Source organism: Desulfoluna butyratoxydans (genome assembly GCF_900699765.1).
Classification (GTDB): domain Bacteria; phylum Desulfobacterota; class Desulfobacteria; order Desulfobacterales; family Desulfolunaceae; genus Desulfoluna; species Desulfoluna butyratoxydans.
In genome coordinates this window covers 329,033-345,619 of the sequence record NZ_CAADHO010000002.1, presented here as the reverse complement: position 1 = coordinate 345,619, position 16,587 = coordinate 329,033, and the positions used below count along the sequence as shown (strand labels likewise).

General features: G+C 61.5%; 15 protein-coding genes. 12 read left to right on the top strand and 3 right to left on the bottom strand.

Annotation, left to right across the window (positions count from 1 at the left end):
- Window positions 1-159: 159 nt before the first annotated feature.
- The 3 genes from MSL71_RS06630 to glnD all read right to left on the bottom strand — a co-directional run bounded on the left by MSL71_RS06630 (window position 160) and on the right by glnD (window position 5,758).
- On the bottom strand, window positions 160-2,337 hold the full coding sequence (locus MSL71_RS06630) for a glutamine synthetase III family protein (protein ID WP_180138028.1): 2,178 nt from the start codon (window positions 2,335-2,337) through the stop codon (window positions 160-162).
- 448 nt (window positions 2,338-2,785) lie between these two features.
- Complete coding sequence (locus tag MSL71_RS06625) at window positions 2,786-3,124, bottom strand: P-II family nitrogen regulator (protein WP_180138026.1); 339 nt, start codon at window positions 3,122-3,124, stop codon at window positions 2,786-2,788.
- 33 nt (window positions 3,125-3,157) lie between these two features.
- Window positions 3,158-5,758, bottom strand: a complete 2,601-nt coding sequence (gene glnD, locus MSL71_RS06620; RefSeq protein WP_180138024.1) for a [protein-PII] uridylyltransferase — start codon at window positions 5,756-5,758, stop codon at window positions 3,158-3,160.
- 377 nt (window positions 5,759-6,135) lie between these two features.
- Between glnD and MSL71_RS06615 the strand changes: the two genes are divergently transcribed.
- From MSL71_RS06615 to rnc, 12 genes are all read left to right on the top strand, one after another.
- Window positions 6,136-6,465 (top strand): methyl-accepting chemotaxis protein, encoded by a 330-nt coding sequence (locus MSL71_RS06615; protein WP_180138022.1) that lies wholly within the window; start codon window positions 6,136-6,138, stop codon window positions 6,463-6,465.
- 225 nt (window positions 6,466-6,690) lie between these two features.
- Entirely contained in the window at window positions 6,691-7,374 is a 684-nt protein-coding gene (locus MSL71_RS06610; RefSeq protein WP_180138020.1) for an ABC transporter ATP-binding protein, read from the top strand.
- Window positions 7,371-8,639: a hypothetical protein gene (locus MSL71_RS06605; RefSeq protein ID WP_180138018.1), complete on the top strand. Its 1,269-nt coding sequence runs from the start codon at window positions 7,371-7,373 to the stop codon at window positions 8,637-8,639. Before MSL71_RS06610 ends, MSL71_RS06605 begins: the two co-directional genes overlap by 4 nt.
- A 230-nt stretch (window positions 8,640-8,869) precedes the next feature.
- Window positions 8,870-9,370 (top strand): tRNA (cytidine(34)-2'-O)-methyltransferase, encoded by a 501-nt coding sequence (locus MSL71_RS06600; protein ID WP_218950967.1) that lies wholly within the window; start codon window positions 8,870-8,872, stop codon window positions 9,368-9,370.
- A gap of 432 nt (window positions 9,371-9,802) precedes the next feature.
- Entirely contained in the window at window positions 9,803-10,567 is a 765-nt protein-coding gene (locus tag MSL71_RS06595) for an MBL fold metallo-hydrolase (protein ID WP_180138016.1), read from the top strand.
- A gap of 55 nt (window positions 10,568-10,622) precedes the next feature.
- On the top strand, window positions 10,623-11,285 hold the full coding sequence (locus MSL71_RS06590; RefSeq protein WP_180138014.1) for a precorrin-2 dehydrogenase/sirohydrochlorin ferrochelatase family protein: 663 nt from the start codon (window positions 10,623-10,625) through the stop codon (window positions 11,283-11,285).
- 45 nt (window positions 11,286-11,330) lie between these two features.
- Window positions 11,331-12,146 (top strand): cytochrome c biogenesis protein CcsA, encoded by an 816-nt coding sequence (gene ccsA / locus MSL71_RS06585; RefSeq protein WP_246317731.1) that lies wholly within the window; start codon window positions 11,331-11,333, stop codon window positions 12,144-12,146.
- A gap of 40 nt (window positions 12,147-12,186) precedes the next feature.
- A complete protein-coding gene (gene hemA, locus MSL71_RS06580; protein ID WP_180138012.1) occupies window positions 12,187-13,455 on the top strand; it encodes a glutamyl-tRNA reductase in 1,269 nt (422 codons plus the stop codon).
- Window positions 13,456-13,518: 63 nt separating this feature from the next.
- Complete coding sequence (gene fabD, locus MSL71_RS06575; RefSeq protein ID WP_180138010.1) at window positions 13,519-14,475, top strand: ACP S-malonyltransferase; 957 nt, start codon at window positions 13,519-13,521, stop codon at window positions 14,473-14,475.
- Between the two features lie 173 nt (window positions 14,476-14,648).
- Window positions 14,649-15,011 carry an RNA polymerase-binding protein DksA gene (dksA, locus tag MSL71_RS06570; RefSeq protein ID WP_180138009.1) on the top strand — a complete coding sequence of 121 codons (363 nt, stop codon included), beginning with the start codon at window positions 14,649-14,651 and terminating at the stop codon, window positions 15,009-15,011.
- Window positions 15,001-15,876 (top strand): PHP domain-containing protein, encoded by an 876-nt coding sequence (locus MSL71_RS06565; RefSeq protein WP_246317730.1) that lies wholly within the window; start codon window positions 15,001-15,003, stop codon window positions 15,874-15,876. Before dksA ends, MSL71_RS06565 begins: the two co-directional genes overlap by 11 nt.
- Entirely contained in the window at window positions 15,873-16,577 is a 705-nt protein-coding gene (gene rnc, locus MSL71_RS06560) for a ribonuclease III (RefSeq protein WP_246317729.1), read from the top strand. Before MSL71_RS06565 ends, rnc begins: the two co-directional genes overlap by 4 nt.
- The last annotated feature ends 10 nt before the right edge of the window (window positions 16,578-16,587 follow it).

The following is a 16,587-nucleotide window of genomic DNA, read 5'->3' as shown; positions in this document are numbered from 1 at the left end:
CTCCCCTTTGTCGTTTTGGCACAGGATCATGCCGGCGTGCGGGTCGCCCCCGGGAGAGTCCGGGGGGCGGGCCCTTTGCGTTCGATCCATCCGCATAAAAAGAACGCGCACGTTGCCTGGGAGGGGCCGGTCAGCCGTGAAAGCCACCGGCACCCGATATTATTTGACGAAGAGCATCTCCTGGTAGGTGGGCAGGGGCCAGAACTCGTCGGCCACCATCTCTTCGATGGCGTCGGCCACGGCCCTAAGCTCACCCATGGCGGGGATGATCTTATCGCAGCAGTGTTTGGATTCGGCCAGGGTGTCGGCGTGCTCTTTGGCGATGAGGGCCTTGAGGTTTGCCGAGGCAGCCCGGAGCTCTGCAGAGAGGGTGGTGATCCGCGTCAGGGACTCATCGTCGCAGGGCAGGCCCAGCTCCCGGAGCTTGAGGCAGCTGTCTGCCAGCATGGCCTGGTGGGCCACGGCCGCGGGGTAGATCTGGGTGTCGGCCATTTTGATGGAGGTCTTGGCTTCCACGGCGATCTTGAGGTTGTACTGCTCCAGGTAGATCTCCGTGCGGCTTTCCAGCTCTGCCTTGGACAGGACGTTAAAGCGGCTGAACAGCTCCACGATGTCGTCGTCCATAAGGGTGGGCAGGGCGTCCGGGGTGGTCTTCAGGTTGGGAAGGCCACGCTTTGCCGCTTCTTCCTGCCAGGCGTCGGTGTAGCCGTCGCCGTTGAAGATCACCTCGCCGTGGGCGTCGACGATCTCTTTGATGACCTCTTTGACGGCGTCGTTGAGCTTGGCGCCGTCGCCGCCGGTGCGTCGCTCCAGCTCGGTGGCAATGTAGTCGATGGAGTCTGCAAAGATGGTGTTCATGGCCACAAGGGGCCCGGACACGGACTGGGCAGAGCCCACGGCACGGAACTCAAAGCGGTTGCCGGTGAAGGCAAAGGGGCTGGTCCGGTTTCGGTCCCCAGCGTCCTTGGGAAGGTTGGGCAGGGAGTCCACGCCGATGTTGAGGGTGCCGCCGCCCTTGGAGGAGGTGGCGTCTCCGTTTTTGATCTGCTTGAAGACGTCGGTGAGCTGATCCCCCAGGAAGATGGAGATGATGGCCGGGGGCGCTTCGTTGGCACCCAGGCGGTGGTCGTTGCCCGCTGTGGCCGCCACCGCCCGCAGGAGCTTGGCGTATTTGTGGACACCTCGGATCACCGCGGCACAGAACACGAGGAACTGGGCGTTCTCGTGGGGGGTGTCACCGGGGTCGAGGAGGTTGCCCTGGGAGGCGTTGCCAAAGGAGTAGTTGACGTGCTTGCCCGAGCCGTTGATGCCGGAAAAGGGCTTTTCGTGCAGCAGGCACGTGAGGCCGTATTTCCGGGCGACCTTTCGCAGGGTGACCATGACCAGCTGCTGGTGGTCCGTGGCCAGGTTTGCGGTTTCAAAGACCGGGGCCACCTCGAACTGGGAGGGGGCCACTTCGTTGTGCCTTGTCTTGACGGGGATGCCGAGCTTGCAGAGCTCTCGCTCCACCTCGCACATGTAGGCCAGGACGCGGTCCGGGATGGCGCCGAAGTAGTGGTCGTCAAACTCCTGGCCCTTGGGAGCCGGGGCACCGAAGAGGGTGCGGCCGGCGGTGAGAAGGTCGGGTCGGGCCGTGACGAAGTTGCGGTCAATGAGGAAGTACTCCTGCTCGGCGCCGCAGGTGGAGTTGACGATTTTGTTGGAGTCGTCCCCGAAGAGCCTCAGGATACGCTGGGCCTGGGTGTTAAGGGCCTGCATGGAGCGCAGGATCGGGGTCTTTTTGTCCAGGGCCTCGCCGGTCCAGGAGACAAAGGCCGTGGGGATACACAGGGTGGCCCCGTTGGGGTTTTCCATGATGTAGGCGGGGCTGGTGACGTCCCAGGCGGTGTACCCCCTGGCTTCAAAGGTTTCACGCAGGCCGCCGTTGGGAAAGCTGGAGGCGTCGGGCTCGCCCTGGATAAGGGTGGAGCCGGAAAATTCGGCGATGGCGTTGCCCGCCAGATCGGGCATGAGGAAGCTGTCGTGCTTCTCGGCGGTGAGGCCGGTGAGGGGAAAGAAGACGTGGGCGTAGTGGGTGGCGCCGTTGTCCAGGGCCCAGTCCTTCATGGCCGAGGCCACCACGTCTGCCACCGAGGGGTCCAGGCGGGTTCCCTCTTCTATGGTCTTGCTCACCTTCTTGAAGATGTCCTTGGGCAGGCGCTTCTTCATGATGGAAATACTGAAGACATTGTCCCCGAAGAGATCAATGGACGATGAGTTTTTAAAGTCAATGGTTGTCTCGAACGAGTAGTTGTTGATGGCCCTGATGGCTTCCCTTCTCACCGTGTTGCCGTTCATAATGCTCTCTCCGTCTTATTGGATTGATGAAGCACCGTTGCCCTGTGGGGGGCATTTGCGCGGTTTCGTTATGGTTGTCCCGAAACAGTTCCGCAACGGGTTACGGGGGGATGATATTGCAACAGGTGTGCCAAGATGTGGGTTGATGGGGTAGGGTCCTGTTATCCAAGAATATTTCATTTGAAAGGCCAGGGCAAGGGAGAATCTTTGAAATGACATTTTTGTAAAAAGCTTGCGGAAAAGACTTACAAATTTGTGGGTTGTTACCGGGGCGATCCCGGGGGATTTATTGGAATTCTGCTGCTTTTCCGGGGGAAGAGGGGCGTATTCCGGGGGGATGGGCAGGGTGCCCGGTTGTGCCGGGGGGGCAGGCAACAAAAATGTAAGGGGGGACCCGCGGTCCCCCCTGTGTGCCGTCATGCGGGCGATGCCTTTTCCCGTTACGCGCTTAGAGGGCGTCGTAGCCCTCTTCACCGGTGCGGACCCGGATGGCACGTTCCACGGGGATGATGAAGATTTTGCCGTCACCGATCTTGCCGGTGTTGGCCACGTTGCGGATGGTCTCCACAATCTGGTCCACCCGGGACGCCTCGGCGATGATCTCGATCTTGAGCTTGGGCACGAAGTCCACATCGTATTCGGCGCCGCGGTAAATCTCTTTGTGGCCCTTCTGGCGGCCGTAGCCCTTGACCTCCGAGACGGTCATTCCCTGAATGCCGATCTCCCCCAGGGCCTCTTTGATTTCATCGAGTTTGAACGGTTTGATAATCGTTTCGATTTTGCGCATACCCCACTCCTTTTCGTTCTGATCGCGTGTTTTTTATAATCTCATTCGTAAAATGGCTTCGAGGATGGCTTCCTTGACCCGGGCGATGGCGTCGGCCCCGGTGACCTTCTGGCCGTCCACGGTTCTGACGTAGAAGATGTCCACCACCTGGTCCACGTGGGTGGTGATCTTGGCGTAGTAGATGTTGAGGTCCAGGTGAAAAATGGCGTCTGTGACGGCAAAGAGCAGACCCGGAAAGTCGTCGGAGTAGACCTCGATGATGGAGAAAAAGCTCGACCCCAGGTTGTCCAGCTCCACCCGGTCGGGTTTGTCGGAGATGGTGACCTTTTTCCGGATGGCCGGGCTGAACTCCTTTTCCATGAGGGCCCAGTGGATGTCCAGGCGGCCGTCTAAGGCCTCTTTGATGTTTTTTTCCACCCGTTCCCAGCGCTCTTCCTCCCGGGTGAGGTCGAAAAAGGGCTTGACCGTGAAGATGTCCAGGGCCGTGGAGTACCCCCATGTGTAGACCTGGGCGTAGAGGATGTCGAGGTCGTTCAGGGTAAAGACCCCGGCAAGCTTGGAGAAGAGGCCGGGCCGGTCCGTGCCGCAGACCTCGGCACGCCGGGTGGCGCTCCCCTCCTTTTTCTTGATGCTTAAGGTGACCCCCTCCTTGCCCATCTTGCAGTAGAGGCGCAGGTGCTCCACGATCTCCTCCACCGAGGCGTAGAGGAGGTAACGGGGGGGCATGGTGTGCAGGTACTTTTCGATTTTTTCCGTGTTCACCAGCTTCAGGACGGCCTGCTTTTTCTTTTCGATGCAGCGTTCGCTCTTGGCGGTGGCCAGCTCGCCCTTTTCGATGATGTCCAGCACCTTGAAGAAGAGGTCGCGGAGCAGGTTCTCGGTCCAGGCGTTCCAGGCTTTGGGGCCGGTGGAGATGGAGTCCGCCACGGTGAGCAGGTAGAGCATCTTGAGCCGGTTGGGGTCGCGGATGGTCCGGGCACACGAGACCACGGTCTCTTCGTCGTCGATGTCCCGCCGCCGGGCCACGTTGACGAGGTAGAGGTGGTGCTGGATAAGAAAGACGATGTCGTCCACTTTTTTCTTGCCCATGCCCCAGGAGAGCAGGAGCTTTTTGGCCTGGCGGGCCCCGGAGATGCCGTGGTCTTCTTCCCCTGGCACCCCTTTGCCGATGTCGTGGAGGAGCGCTGCCCAGAGGAGCCGCCCCTTGCCCTGGACCTCGCCGAAGATCTTGCCGTAGAGGGTGCAGAGCTCGGATTTGGGGTTGGAGAACTCGTTGATGGTCTGGACGGTGTAGAGGCTGTGCCGGTCCACCGGGTAGATGTGGTAGCGGTTGTACTGGATCCGGTTGACGATGCCCTCGAAGCTGGGGAGCAGGGTCTGCAGGAACCCGGAGATGAGCATCTTTTCAAGGACGTTGAACTTTTCCGTGGCCGTGGAGAGGATCCGCTCCATGGCCTTCATCACCGTCACATCCCGCCTGAAACCCCGGACCAGGTGGCTGAACTCCCCGATGGTGCGCAGGGCGTCGGCACCCAGGGCGTACTGGAGCCGGGCGCTCTCTTCAAAAAGGTCCATGATGAGGGAGGGGCGGTTTACCACCTCGGCCGGGTCCGCGAAGTTCACCAGGCCGCCGTCGGAGACGATGCCGGGCTTGCGGGAGCGCTTGAGAAGGCTCCGCCCCAGGAACCCCTTGGTGGAGCGGGTGCACTGGGTGAGCATGAGGGTGAGGTGGTGCTTGATGAACTCCATGTGACCGTGGAGTTCCCCCATGAATCGTTCCACGGGTTTCTGCCCGTGGGTGTGGCCCCGGAATCGCATGGCTTCGGCCAGCTCCACCTGGTGCTCGAAGTGGATCTGGTCAAGCTTGCGCCCGCTCATGAGATGGAGGTGGTTTCGTACCTTCCAGATAAAGGCCAGGGCCTCTTCCAGGCGCTTGAACTCCTTGTGGGAGAGAAAACCGGCGTACTCCATGTCCCGGGGTTCCCCGGCCGCCACCAGCACCCGGGAGAGCCAGTACATGCTGTGGTAGTCCCGCAGGCCCCCCTTGCCGTTTTTGATGTTGGGCTCCATGAGGTAGGAGGCGTCCCCGAAGGTCTCGTGGCGGCTCCGGCACATGTCGTTGATCTGGGTGACGATGCGCTTGGGGTTGCCCTCCACGAACCGGCTGCGGAACTGCTGGATAAAGGCGCTGTAGATGGGGGACATCCCGCAGAGGAAGCGGGCATCCAGGATGGAGGTCAGCACATGGAGGTCGTTGGCCGCCATCTCCAGGGTTTCGGGGATGGAGCGCGTGGCGTAGCCCACCTCCATCTTCAGGTCCCACAGGGGGTAGATGACCTCCTGGATGAGGCCGCCTGCTTCGTCGGGGACCTCCTTGTCAAAGAGAAAGAGGATATCCACATCGGAGTGAAGGCAGTGCTCCCGCCGGCCGTATCCCCCTAAGGCCACGATGGCGAAGGGGTGGCCTCCCATGGCCAGGGCCTGGCCGGATTCACTCTCACCAAAGCATTGGGAAAAGTAGTTGTCCACGGCCACGGTGCTGTCCATGAGCAGGGCGCTGCCCCGCCCTTTGCGGACGAGGGCTTTGAGTTTTTCCCGAGATTTTTTCAGCTCGTCGGCTGCCGATTGTACCATTATCCTACTCCGATATCACCGGTGGCCACCTGCCCTGAACCATCCTGCAGGCAAGAGGGAAAAAAGGGGCGCCGTGCTGGGGCGGGAACGGTTCCCGCACCATGTGGGCGGTTTCCTTGCGGCGGCCCGGTGATCCATCTGTCTGAATTGCTCTTCACTGTACGTGGCTATCATATTTCCATTTTCGGAATTTTTCAAACACCAAAATGATGTGACAATTTTGTATTTTTTGACCCCTGGCCCAGGCACCGGTGGGGCCCTGGGGCTCACCGGTCCCCTGAGGCCGTGCAGGCCCGCGGGCGGCCCTTTTTTTTATGGCTTACCTGGTAGGAAAAAAAAGAAGTCAATAATTTGTCAATCATCCCAAGGGCTTTGCCGTGGTGGTCGGTGAGATCAAGGGGGTGTCCGGCACCATCCGACAGGTGGACGGGATCATCGCGGCCATTGCCACGGCCGTGGAGGAGCAGTCCGCGGCCACGGGGGAGATCGCCCGGAACATCACCCAGGCGGCAGGAGGCATCGGCCACGTGAAGGACAACCTGGGCGAGTCCGCCGGCCTTGCTTCACGCATCTCCGAGGAGATCGCCGACGTCAACCAGGCCGCGGGCGATATCAACCGCAGCAGCTCCGGGGTCCAGGCCAGTGCCGGGGACCTGGCCGGGCTCTCCGAGGGGCTTGGCGGCCTTGTGGTGCGGTTTAAGCTGTGATACCACAATAATAACGGTGTCCTGAGGTGGCCCGGGGACAGCCCCCCAGCCACCCGGGGGCCGTCCGGCCAACGCCCGCTTGAGCCAATGCAGGGGCTGACCTTAAGCATCCTGCGTGCCACACCTTTCAACAACGTGCCCCCGGCAGCATCGCCGGAGTCGATTTTCAGCCGCAGCATCAATGTGTATTCATCTTTGCGTATTTCCTTAAATTTGAGGAGGACCATGACCATGGTGGAGGTGACGGAGGTTCGGAAAGTGTACAGGCAGGGGGATGTGGAGGTGCCGGCTTTGTCCGGAGTCTCTTTGTCCATCGATCCGGGGGCCTTTCTGGCCCTGGCTGGGCCCTCGGGCTCGGGGAAGACGACCCTTTTGAACCTCATCGGAGGGCTGGACATGCCCGACGGCGGGCAGATCACGGTGGACGGCCGGGACTTAGGGGCCCTTTCGGCAACGGCCCTCACCGAGCTTCGCCTTCATCGCATCGGGTTTGTGTTCCAGGCCTACAACCTGATCCCCGTGCTCACGGCGGTGGAGAACACCGAGTATGTGATGCTGCTCCAGGGCGTGCCCAAAAAGGAGCGGAGGGAGCGCTCCATGGCCATCCTGGATGAGGTGGGGCTCTCCGGGCTCTACCACAGGAAACCGGCGGAGCTCTCCGGGGGGCAGCAGCAGCGGGTGGCCGTGGCAAGGGCCGTGGTCTCCGGACCGTCCATCGTGCTGGCGGACGAACCCACGGCAAACCTGGACTCGTCAACAGGAGAGGGGCTCCTTGCCATGATGCGGGAGATGAACGAGGCTCGGGGCGTGACCTTTGTCTTTTCCACCCACGACGCCATGGTGATGGAGGCGGCCCGGAAGGTGATCCGCATGAAAGACGGCCGCCTGGACGGAGACCGGGTTCAGTGAACTCCTGGTGGGGGGCCGTTGTGGCAGCGCTGGTCCTGGTAAGTGCCACGGGGGCGTCGGCCTTTTCCGTGGAGGTGGGGGGCCAGGTGAAGGCCGCTGCCCGGGGAATTGCCTACGACGATGACGACGTGCGCGGCACCCTGGACCCTGTGGGCGAGTCTCCCTACGACGATCTGGAGAGCAGCGCCGGGTTCCGGGTGGCCTCCCGGACGGAGATCGTTCCCACCCTCACCCTGGATGTGGACTACGAGCTGTTCTACGAAGGGGGCGATGCCACCAAGCGCCGTTCGGACCTTGCCGGGGCCGGTCTTTCCGTTCCGGGTAACGCCCGTGGCGATGAGGACCGCTACCGCCTTTTTGATCTCACCTCTGTGATCTCCGACTCCTCCCACCACCGCACCGTCCATCGCCTGGACCGCCTCAGCCTCAACAAGGAGCTGGGAAGCCTCGATCTGCGCATCGGCCGCCAGGCCGTCACCTGGGGAGGCGGGCTTCTCTTTAACCCCATGGACCTCGTCAATCCTTTCTCCCCCATCGACACCCTCCGAGACTACAAGGCAGGGGATGACCTGGCCTCCCTTCGGTACACCACGGCCCGGGGCATGGAGCTCCAGGCCATCGGCCGCCCGGGCCGCGACGCCGCCACAGGCGATGTCTCCTCCGACGGGTCGAGTTACGCCACCAAGCTGCACGGCACCTTCGGCAGCCTGGAAGGGGATATCCTTCTGGGCAACCAGCGGGGCCACAGCCTTTCCGGGGTGGGCTTTTCCGGGTATGCCGGGGAGGCGGCCTGGCGGTCGGACCTTCTCGTCTCCGATGAAGACGGGGGAACCCTGTCGGCCGTGGTCAACATGGACCTCTCCTGGGTGGCCTGGGACAGGAACTGGTATGGGTTTGTGGAGTTCTACCACAACGGCTACGGCACCTCGAACTACGCGGCCGCCCTCACCGACCCGGACACCCTGGAGCGCCTTGATCGCGGGGAGGTCTTTACCCTTGGGAAAAACTATCTTGCCGCAAGGGTCCAGCTGGAGGCCCACCCCCTGCTCAACCTCACCCTTACCGCCATCACCAACACAGGGGACCCTTCGGGTATCCTTCAGCCTTCCGTGATCTGGGATGCCCGCCAGGACCTTCGCCTGGACATGGTGGCTCAGCTGCCCTGGGGCGGCTCCGAAACCGAGTACGGTGGCTTTTCCCTTCCCGGCGGGGGCTGGCTTGCCCCGGCCAACGAGCTCATCGTCCGGGGAACCTGGTTTTTCTGACGCCGGACAATGGGTTGGAACGTTTGACAAACAGGATTCAAAAGCGATATCCGTGGTGCCGGTGCCGGTGCCGGTGCCGGTGCCGCAACGGGGCTGTGCGTCAGAGAGGAATAAAACCGGGTAACGGCTTACTCCAGGCCTGTTTGGCAAGCGTTTTGAGCGGTTGGCTCCAGGCAGGGCCGCCGGGGGCAGCGGACGCGTTACCTTAATATTATAGGGAAGGATGTGTTGTGATAGATCGACAGGAGGGGGAGCCGGAGCGCCATGTGGTGCTGGTGGCCCCTGAAGTCCATTGGAATACGGGAAATGTGGGGCGGACCTGCCTCGGGGCCGGCGTGCGCCTGCACCTGATCAAGCCCCTGGGGTTTTCTTTGGACAGCGCCCAGGTGAAGCGGGCCGGGCTGGATTACTGGGAGCATGTGGATCTGTCTGTGTGGGACAGCTTGGATGCTTTTACCGAGGTCATGGCGCCCGAAGACGGGGAGGTGGCCCTTTTTGCCAAGCTGGGGTCCCGCCCCTTCTGGGAGATGCCCAGGCCAAAGCGCCTTTTTCTTTTTTTCGGCTCCGAGACAAAGGGGTTGCCGGACTCGGTGCTGGATCGGTACCCGGACTCCCGGTACCACATCCCCATCAACCGACAGATACGCTGCCTAAACCTTTCCACCAGCGTGGGCATCGCCCTTTACGAGAGCCTTCGTGGGGAAGGGCTCTCCCATGGCTGGGCCACCTGACGCGCTTTTTGCCCAAAAAAAATGGGCGACCCATTGCGGGTCGCCCTTGGCGTGAAACGGAAGGGAAATATGTGGCGGGTAAACAGGTGATCATGATTATAGGGTGGGGGCGAGTGTGAGTCCATAAGGGCAGCCCTTCATTTTACCGGGAAGATCTCCCTGTTCCCCCGTTTTTCTGGGGCCGCCCCTTAAGGCCCTGCGTATCTATTCAGCTTTAAAAACAGTCTCCGGCGGCAAGGTGTGCCACCTTGAAAGCAGGGTGCGGATGCGTTTTGCCCCTCGTTCCTCGGGTCACATCACATCCGCCTTGAAACGACATCCATAAACATGTTTTTTTAAGGCCTGTTTGTTAGACTTTTTAAACGTTTGGCCCTCGGCAGGGCCGTCGAAGATACTCACCATCCACCACAAACGAAGGGAGGCCCCTCGCCCATGGCACGAATCACCCTCCTCGGAACGGGGACCTGCGTCCCCTCCCTAACCCGAAGTGCCTGTGCGGCCCTGGTGCAGACCGGGACCGAGACCCTGCTCATCGACTCCGGCCCCGGGACCATGCGCCGCCTGCTGGAGGCGGGGATCTCCATCGACGAGCTCACCGGCATCTTTTACACCCACATGCACCCGGATCACACGGCCGAGCTGGTGCCCCTGCTGTTTGCCACCAAGTATCCGGCCTGCACCCGCACCCGCCCCCTTCCCATTTACGGGGGCGAAGGATTCGGCGCGTTTTTTGAACAGCTCAAGGGGGTGTACGGGGAGTGGATGGATCCGGGCCCGGGCCTGGTTCGCCTCACCGAGCTCTCCGTGGAACAGGAGGACCTCTTTCACCAGGGAGACCTGGCCGTGAGGACGGCCCCGGTGGCCCACAGGCCGGAGAGCCTGGCCTGCCGGGTGGTGCTCTCCGGGGGGCGCTCCGTGGTTTTTTCAGGGGACACCGGTCCGTCCGAGAACCTGGTTTCCCTTGCCAGGGGAGCCGATATCTTTGTGTGTGAGTGCTCCACCCCGGACGCTGAGGCCGTGCCCAACCACCTGACCCCTTCCCTTGCCGGGGAGGCGGCAAAAGCCGCGCAAGTCGGGATGCTTGTGCTGACCCATTTTTACCCGGCCTGCGACAAAGTTGATGTTGAAAAAGAGTGCCGCAAAACATATGATGGGCAGCTGGTCCTCGGAGAGGACCTGAAACCCTTTGATCTTTAAAGGTGATCTGCGCCGGTTTGGCGGCGCGCGTCACAGACTGAAAGAGAGCAGACCCATGCGATACTATCCCGTAAGCCTTGATATTATGGGGAAGGCGTGCCTGGTGGTGGGCGGTGGTGCCGTGGGCACCCGCAAAGTCGAAACCCTGGTGCGTTGCGGAGCCCATGTGACCGTGGTGAGCAAGGCCTTTACCGATGAGCTGAAAACCATGGCGCAAGAGGCTCCCGTCACCCTGGAGGAGCGGGCCTACGCCCCTTCCGATATGGACGGGAAGTTCCTGGTGATCGTGGCCACCGACGATCAGGAGTTCAACACCCGGGTGAGCCGGGACGCCGAAGCGTCCTGCAAGCTCTGCAACGTGGCCGACTACCCCAGCGCCTGCAACTTTATCCTCCCTTCCATCGTGCAGCGGGGGGACATGACCCTGTCCATCTCCACCTCCGGAAAGAGCCCCGCCTTTGCCAAGTGGATGCGTCGGCGCCTGGAGACGGAGTTCGGAGGCGAGTACGGAGAGTTCCTTGAACTTATGGGGCTGGTGCGTAAAAAGCTGTTGGCCGAAGCCCACGAACCCGAGGCGCACAAGCCCCTTTTTGAGGCGCTCATCGCCGGCGGGCTCCTTGAGATGGTGAAGGCCGGAGACAAAAAAGGGGCAGACGCCTTCCTCACCGAGGTACTGGGAGAAGGTTACACCTGCGACACGCTTGGTTTTTCTCTGTAATCACGACACCGTATGGTATCGGCTTCAACCATGGGAGGCGGGATCATGGACATACTGACAGCGGCGCTCTACCTGGCCAGTGCGGTGGCCTACCTGCTCTATCTCTTTTTCCAGAAGGAGAGGGTCCAGGAGGCAGGGTATCTTCTCTTTGGGGCGGGGTTTGCCGTCCACACCCTGGGGCTTGTCATCGCCTCGGTGCAGACCGGGTACCTGCCCGTGCACAACCTGCGTGAGACCCTGGGCCTTGCCGCCTGGGCCGTGGCCCTGGTGTTTCTGTTCTTAAGGGCCCGGTACCGCATCAAGGTGATGGGGGTCTATGCCGCGCCCCTGGCCCTTCTGGCCTACACAGCGGCCCTGCGGGTCCCGGACCTGCCGCCGACGCAGCCCGAGGCGGTGTACGCCAACTTCTGGTTTTTTGCCCATGTCATCACCATCTTCCTGGGGGAAGCCGCCCTGGCCATGGCCTGCGGTGCGGGTATTCTTTATATCCTCCAAGAGAACGCCATCAAGGAGAAGAAACGGGGTTTCTTTTACCGTCGCCTTCCCTCCCTGGAGCAGCTTGACGGCATCGGGTATGCCAGCATCATCGCCGGCTTTACCGCCCTGACCCTGGGGCTGGTCACCGGCCTGCTCTACTCCAAGATCATCTGGCACCGGTTTATCAGCTGGGACCCGAAAGAGGTCTGGTCCGGAATCTCCTGGGTGATCTACGCCGTGCTCCTCCACGAACGGCTCGTGGGGGGGATGCGGGGACGCAAGGCAGCCTGGCTTGCCATTGCGGGGTTTGCGGTGCTGCTTTTTACCCTTTTCGGGGTCAATTTTTTCATGGAAGGTCACCACGGGGAGTTTACCCGGTTTTAGGTGAGTTCATCCGGTTTTAACGGACGAGAGACACGGCGTTATGCGAGAAATTGTACTGACAGGTTTGAATCACAAGACGGCCCCGGTTGCCCTCAGGGAACGCCTCGCCATGAATCGGCAGGAGTGCATGGAGGCCATCGACGCCCTGAGGGAGCATCCCCATGTGGACGAGGTGCTGCTCTTTTCCACCTGCAACCGGGTGGAGGTGCTCATGGCGGCCAAGGACGGCCATGCCGCCCTGAAGGCTGCCAAAGGCTACATTGCCACCCTCAAGGGCCTGCCCGTGGAGGAGTTCGACTCCTGCCTCTACGAGTACCACCGGGAAGAGGCCGTGCGGCATATGTTCAATGTGGCGGCAAGCCTCGACTCCATGGTGGTGGGCGAGCCCCAGATCCTGGGGCAGGTCAAGGATGCCTATCACCTCACCGCTTCCAAGAAGGCCACGGGCCCCCTTCTCAACCGGCTGATGCACCGCACCTTCCATGTGGCCAAGCGGGTGCGCAGCGAAACGGGCATCGGCGACAGCGCTGTTTCCATCAGCTACGCGGCCATTGAGCTGGCCCGGAAGATTTTCGGGTCCCTGGAAGGGCGCAAGATCCTTCTGGTGGGGGCCGGTGAGATGGCGGAACTGGCCGTGGAGCATCTGATCCAGCACCAGGCCGGGGACATCTATGTGGCCAACCGGACCCTCAACCGCGGGGTGGAGCTGGCCCGGCGCTTCAACGGCAGCGCCATCGCCTTGGAGGAGATCCCCGAGACCCTCACCGAGGTGGACATCATCATCAGCTCCACGGGATCCCCCACCTGCGTCATCACCAGGGAGATGGTCAAGCCGGTGATCAAGCGCCGGAAGGGGCGCTCCATTTTTTTCATCGACATTGCCGTGCCCCGGGACATCGACCCGGCCATCAACCGTCTTTCCAACGCCTATGTCTACGACATCGACGACCTGAAAGAGGTCATCGACGGCAACATCGAAAGCCGACGGGCCGAGGCCATCAAGGCCGAGCGCATTGTGGAGGAGGGGGTGGTTGGCTTCTCCCGTTGGGTGGAGGGGCTCCGCACGGTGCCCACCATCAAGGCGGTGCGGGAAAAGGTGGCCTCCATTGCCGAAGGGGAAGTGGAAAAGACCCTCTCGGGCATGGCGGGCCTCTCCGAGGAGGAGAAGGCCGCCATTCGCCGCATGGGCCAGGCCATCGTCACCAAGGTGGTGCACGACCCCATTCGGTTTATCAAGGACGGCTGCCACAACCGGGACGAATCCCGTGCCCTGAGCTATGCCCGCAGCTTATTTAACATTCACGATTAGGCCGGCAACGGCGTTGCAGAAGGGGCCCGGGCGGCCTTTCTGCGGTATAGGGGAGGTTCAGACGTGACACAGACCGCTTTTCTTTTTCCCGGACAGGGCTCCCAGGCCATCGGCATGGGAGAGGACATTTACCAGGAGTTCGGGGTGGTGCGCGAGGTCTTTGAGATGGCCGACGAGATCACCAAGTCCCACCTGACCCGTCTCTGCTTCAAAGGCCCCATGGACGAGCTCACCCAGACCGTCAACCTGCAGCCCGCAGTGACCGCCGTGAACCTGGGCTTTCTGGCCGCCCTGGCCTCGGTGGGGGGCGACCGGTTCGAGGTGGCCTGCGGCCACAGCCTGGGCGAGTACGCCGCCCTTTGCGCTGCAGGGGTTGTCTCCCCGGAGGACACCCTTACCCTGGTCAAGAACCGTGGTGAGCTCATGGACCAGGAGGCCCGCAAGCACAAAGGGGCCATGGCCGCGGTGCTGAATCTCGACTATGCCACGGTGGACGCACTGGCCGCGAGCCTCCGTGAGGAGGGGGCACCGCCCACCAAGGGGGTCTGGGCCGCCAACCACAACGGCGAAATGCAGATCGTGGTGAGCGGTGACCCCGACTCCGTGAAGCGGTTCGGCGCCGCCGCCCGCGAAAAAAAGGGGCGCGCCGTTCCCCTGAAGGTGAGCGGCGCCTGGCACAGTCCCCTGATCCAGGGGGCGGAGGAGCCGTTTCGCCGGGTCCTGGAATCGGTCTCCTTTAAGGGGCCTGCCAAGGGGCTTTTGTTCAATGTGACGGCCGAATCTGAAGAGGATCCCGTGGCCATGAAGGAGAATATGGCCCGCCAGCTGGTGAGCCCCGTGCGGTGGTACGACACCATGACGCGTCTCCTCGCAGACGGGGTGACCCGTTTTGTGGAGGTTGGGCCCGGCAAGGTCCTGTCGGGCATTGCACGAAAAATCGTGCCTTCAGACGGCTCCTGCGAGGTGGTGAATATCTCTTCCATGGCAGAGCTGGATGCCTGGATGAATACCCTGGCATAATCTCTTTTTTTTCTCGCCAATTCAGAGCGTTGCTTCGCTTTTTCGGCGCCCTTGCCTCCCTTGCGGGGCCGGGGCGCCTTCCTCAATAGATCTTTACAAAATTCGTAAACTGTGTTTACAGTAGGCAGGTTAAACAAAAATTCGCCAACCAAGCTCAGAGGAGAGGTTTGAGTATGGATCAGGAAACACTGGAATATTTCAGGAAGTTTTTAACTGATCGGCTTAATGACCTTCTGGAACAGGCTGACAGCACTGTTGAAGGAATGACTGCCCAGAAGGAGAGCTTCCCCGATCCCACGGACCGAGCATCGCACGAGGAAAACAGGAACTTCATGCTTCGTATTCGCGACCGCGAACACAAGCTGATCAAGAAGATAAAACAAGCCCTGGAGCGCATTGATAACGGGGTTTTCGGTATTTGCGAAACCTGCGAAGAGTACATTACCGTCGAGCGGCTCAAGGCCCGCCCCGTCACCACGCAGTGCATCGATTGCAAGACCCGGGCGGAAGCAAGGGAAAAAGCCCTTGGCCTCTGATCGCGCTTCGGCGGGGATCGACCTTCACATCCACACCACCGCCTCGGACGGGTCTTTGTCGCCGCAGGAAGTGGTGCGACGTGCCCGCAGAGCCGGCCTGGCCGCCATTGCCATCACCGATCACGACACCGTGGAGGGGGTCCGTCAGCTGGTAGCCCACGGACTCCCGGACGATTTAGGTTTCATCACCGGGGTTGAGATCAGCTCCCTTCCCCCTGCGCCATATCGCAGCAAGGGCAGTTTCCATATTCTTGGTTACGGTATCGACCCCGAGGCCCCGCCCCTTGCGGAGGCCCTTGAATCCCTGCGCCTTCAGCGCGAGACGCGAAATCCCCAGATGATTGACCGCCTTAACGAGCTCGGCATGGACCTGACCCTGGCCGAGGTGTCGGCCGAGGCCGGTGGCGCTGTGGTGGGCCGTCCCCACATGGCTGCGGTGATGGTGCGGAAAAAATGGGTGGGCTCGGTTGCCGAGGCCTTTGACCGGTACCTGGCCACAGGGCGTCCCGCCTATGTAGAAAAGGGTCGCATTGATTTTGAAAATGCGGTAAGTCTCATTCGTGCCGCAGGGGGGCTCCCCGTGCTGGCGCACCCTGTGACCGTGGGGCTCTCCCCGGATGACCTCAAAGGGCTCCTTGAGAGCCTGGCCCGCCTGGGCCTGGCCGGTGTGGAAGCCTACTACTCCACCCACCCACCGGAGCTCACCCGTTTTCTTCTCGGCTGCGCCGAGTCCCTGGGACTTGTGGTGACCGGCGGGTCGGATTATCACGGGGCGTATAAAAAAGGTATCGAGTTGGGCGTGGGGCGAGGCGATCTCCATGTACCCTTTGATTGTTACGCCACCTTAACCGCTGCATTGCCATGAATCACATTGAAGACCTGTCACAGTTGGAGGCCCACCTCAACTACACCTTCGGCGATCGAAGCTTTCTTGCCACGGCCCTGATGCACAGCTCCTATGTCAACGAACAGGGAGATGCCGTCCTGGAAGACAACGAACGCCTGGAGTTTTTGGGGGACGCCGTATTGAACCTGGTTGTGGGCGACGCCCTGATGCACAACTTCCCCGAGCTCAATGAGGGCAGTTTGTCGCGCATGCGCTCCAACCTGGTCAACGAGACCCAGCTGGCCGAGATCGCCAGGCAGCTGGAGCTGGGGCAGTTTATCCGCCTCGGCAAAGGAGAGAGCCAGACCAACGGCCGGGACAAGAATTCCATTCTCTCCGACGTCCTGGAAGCGGTCATCGCCGCGGTTTACTTAGACGGCGGGTTTGACGCCGCCTACCGGCTCATCAGCCGCCACTTCAAGCCCCTTCTGAGCGGCGCGCGCCCTTCGCGACTCAACAGCGACAGCAAGAGCCTGCTCCAGGAGTACTCCCAGGTCCACCTTAAGGAGATTCCCCGCTACCGCGTGGTCTCGGAGATGGGACCGGACCACGACAAGACCTTTCAGGTCTGCCTCAAGACCCGCGATATCGAGACCATGGGCTACGGAAAGAGCAAGAAGGCCGCCGAACAGGACGCCGCCCGCATTGCCCTGGATCTTTTGAAGGAACGGGGGCTCTAAAGTCATGGCC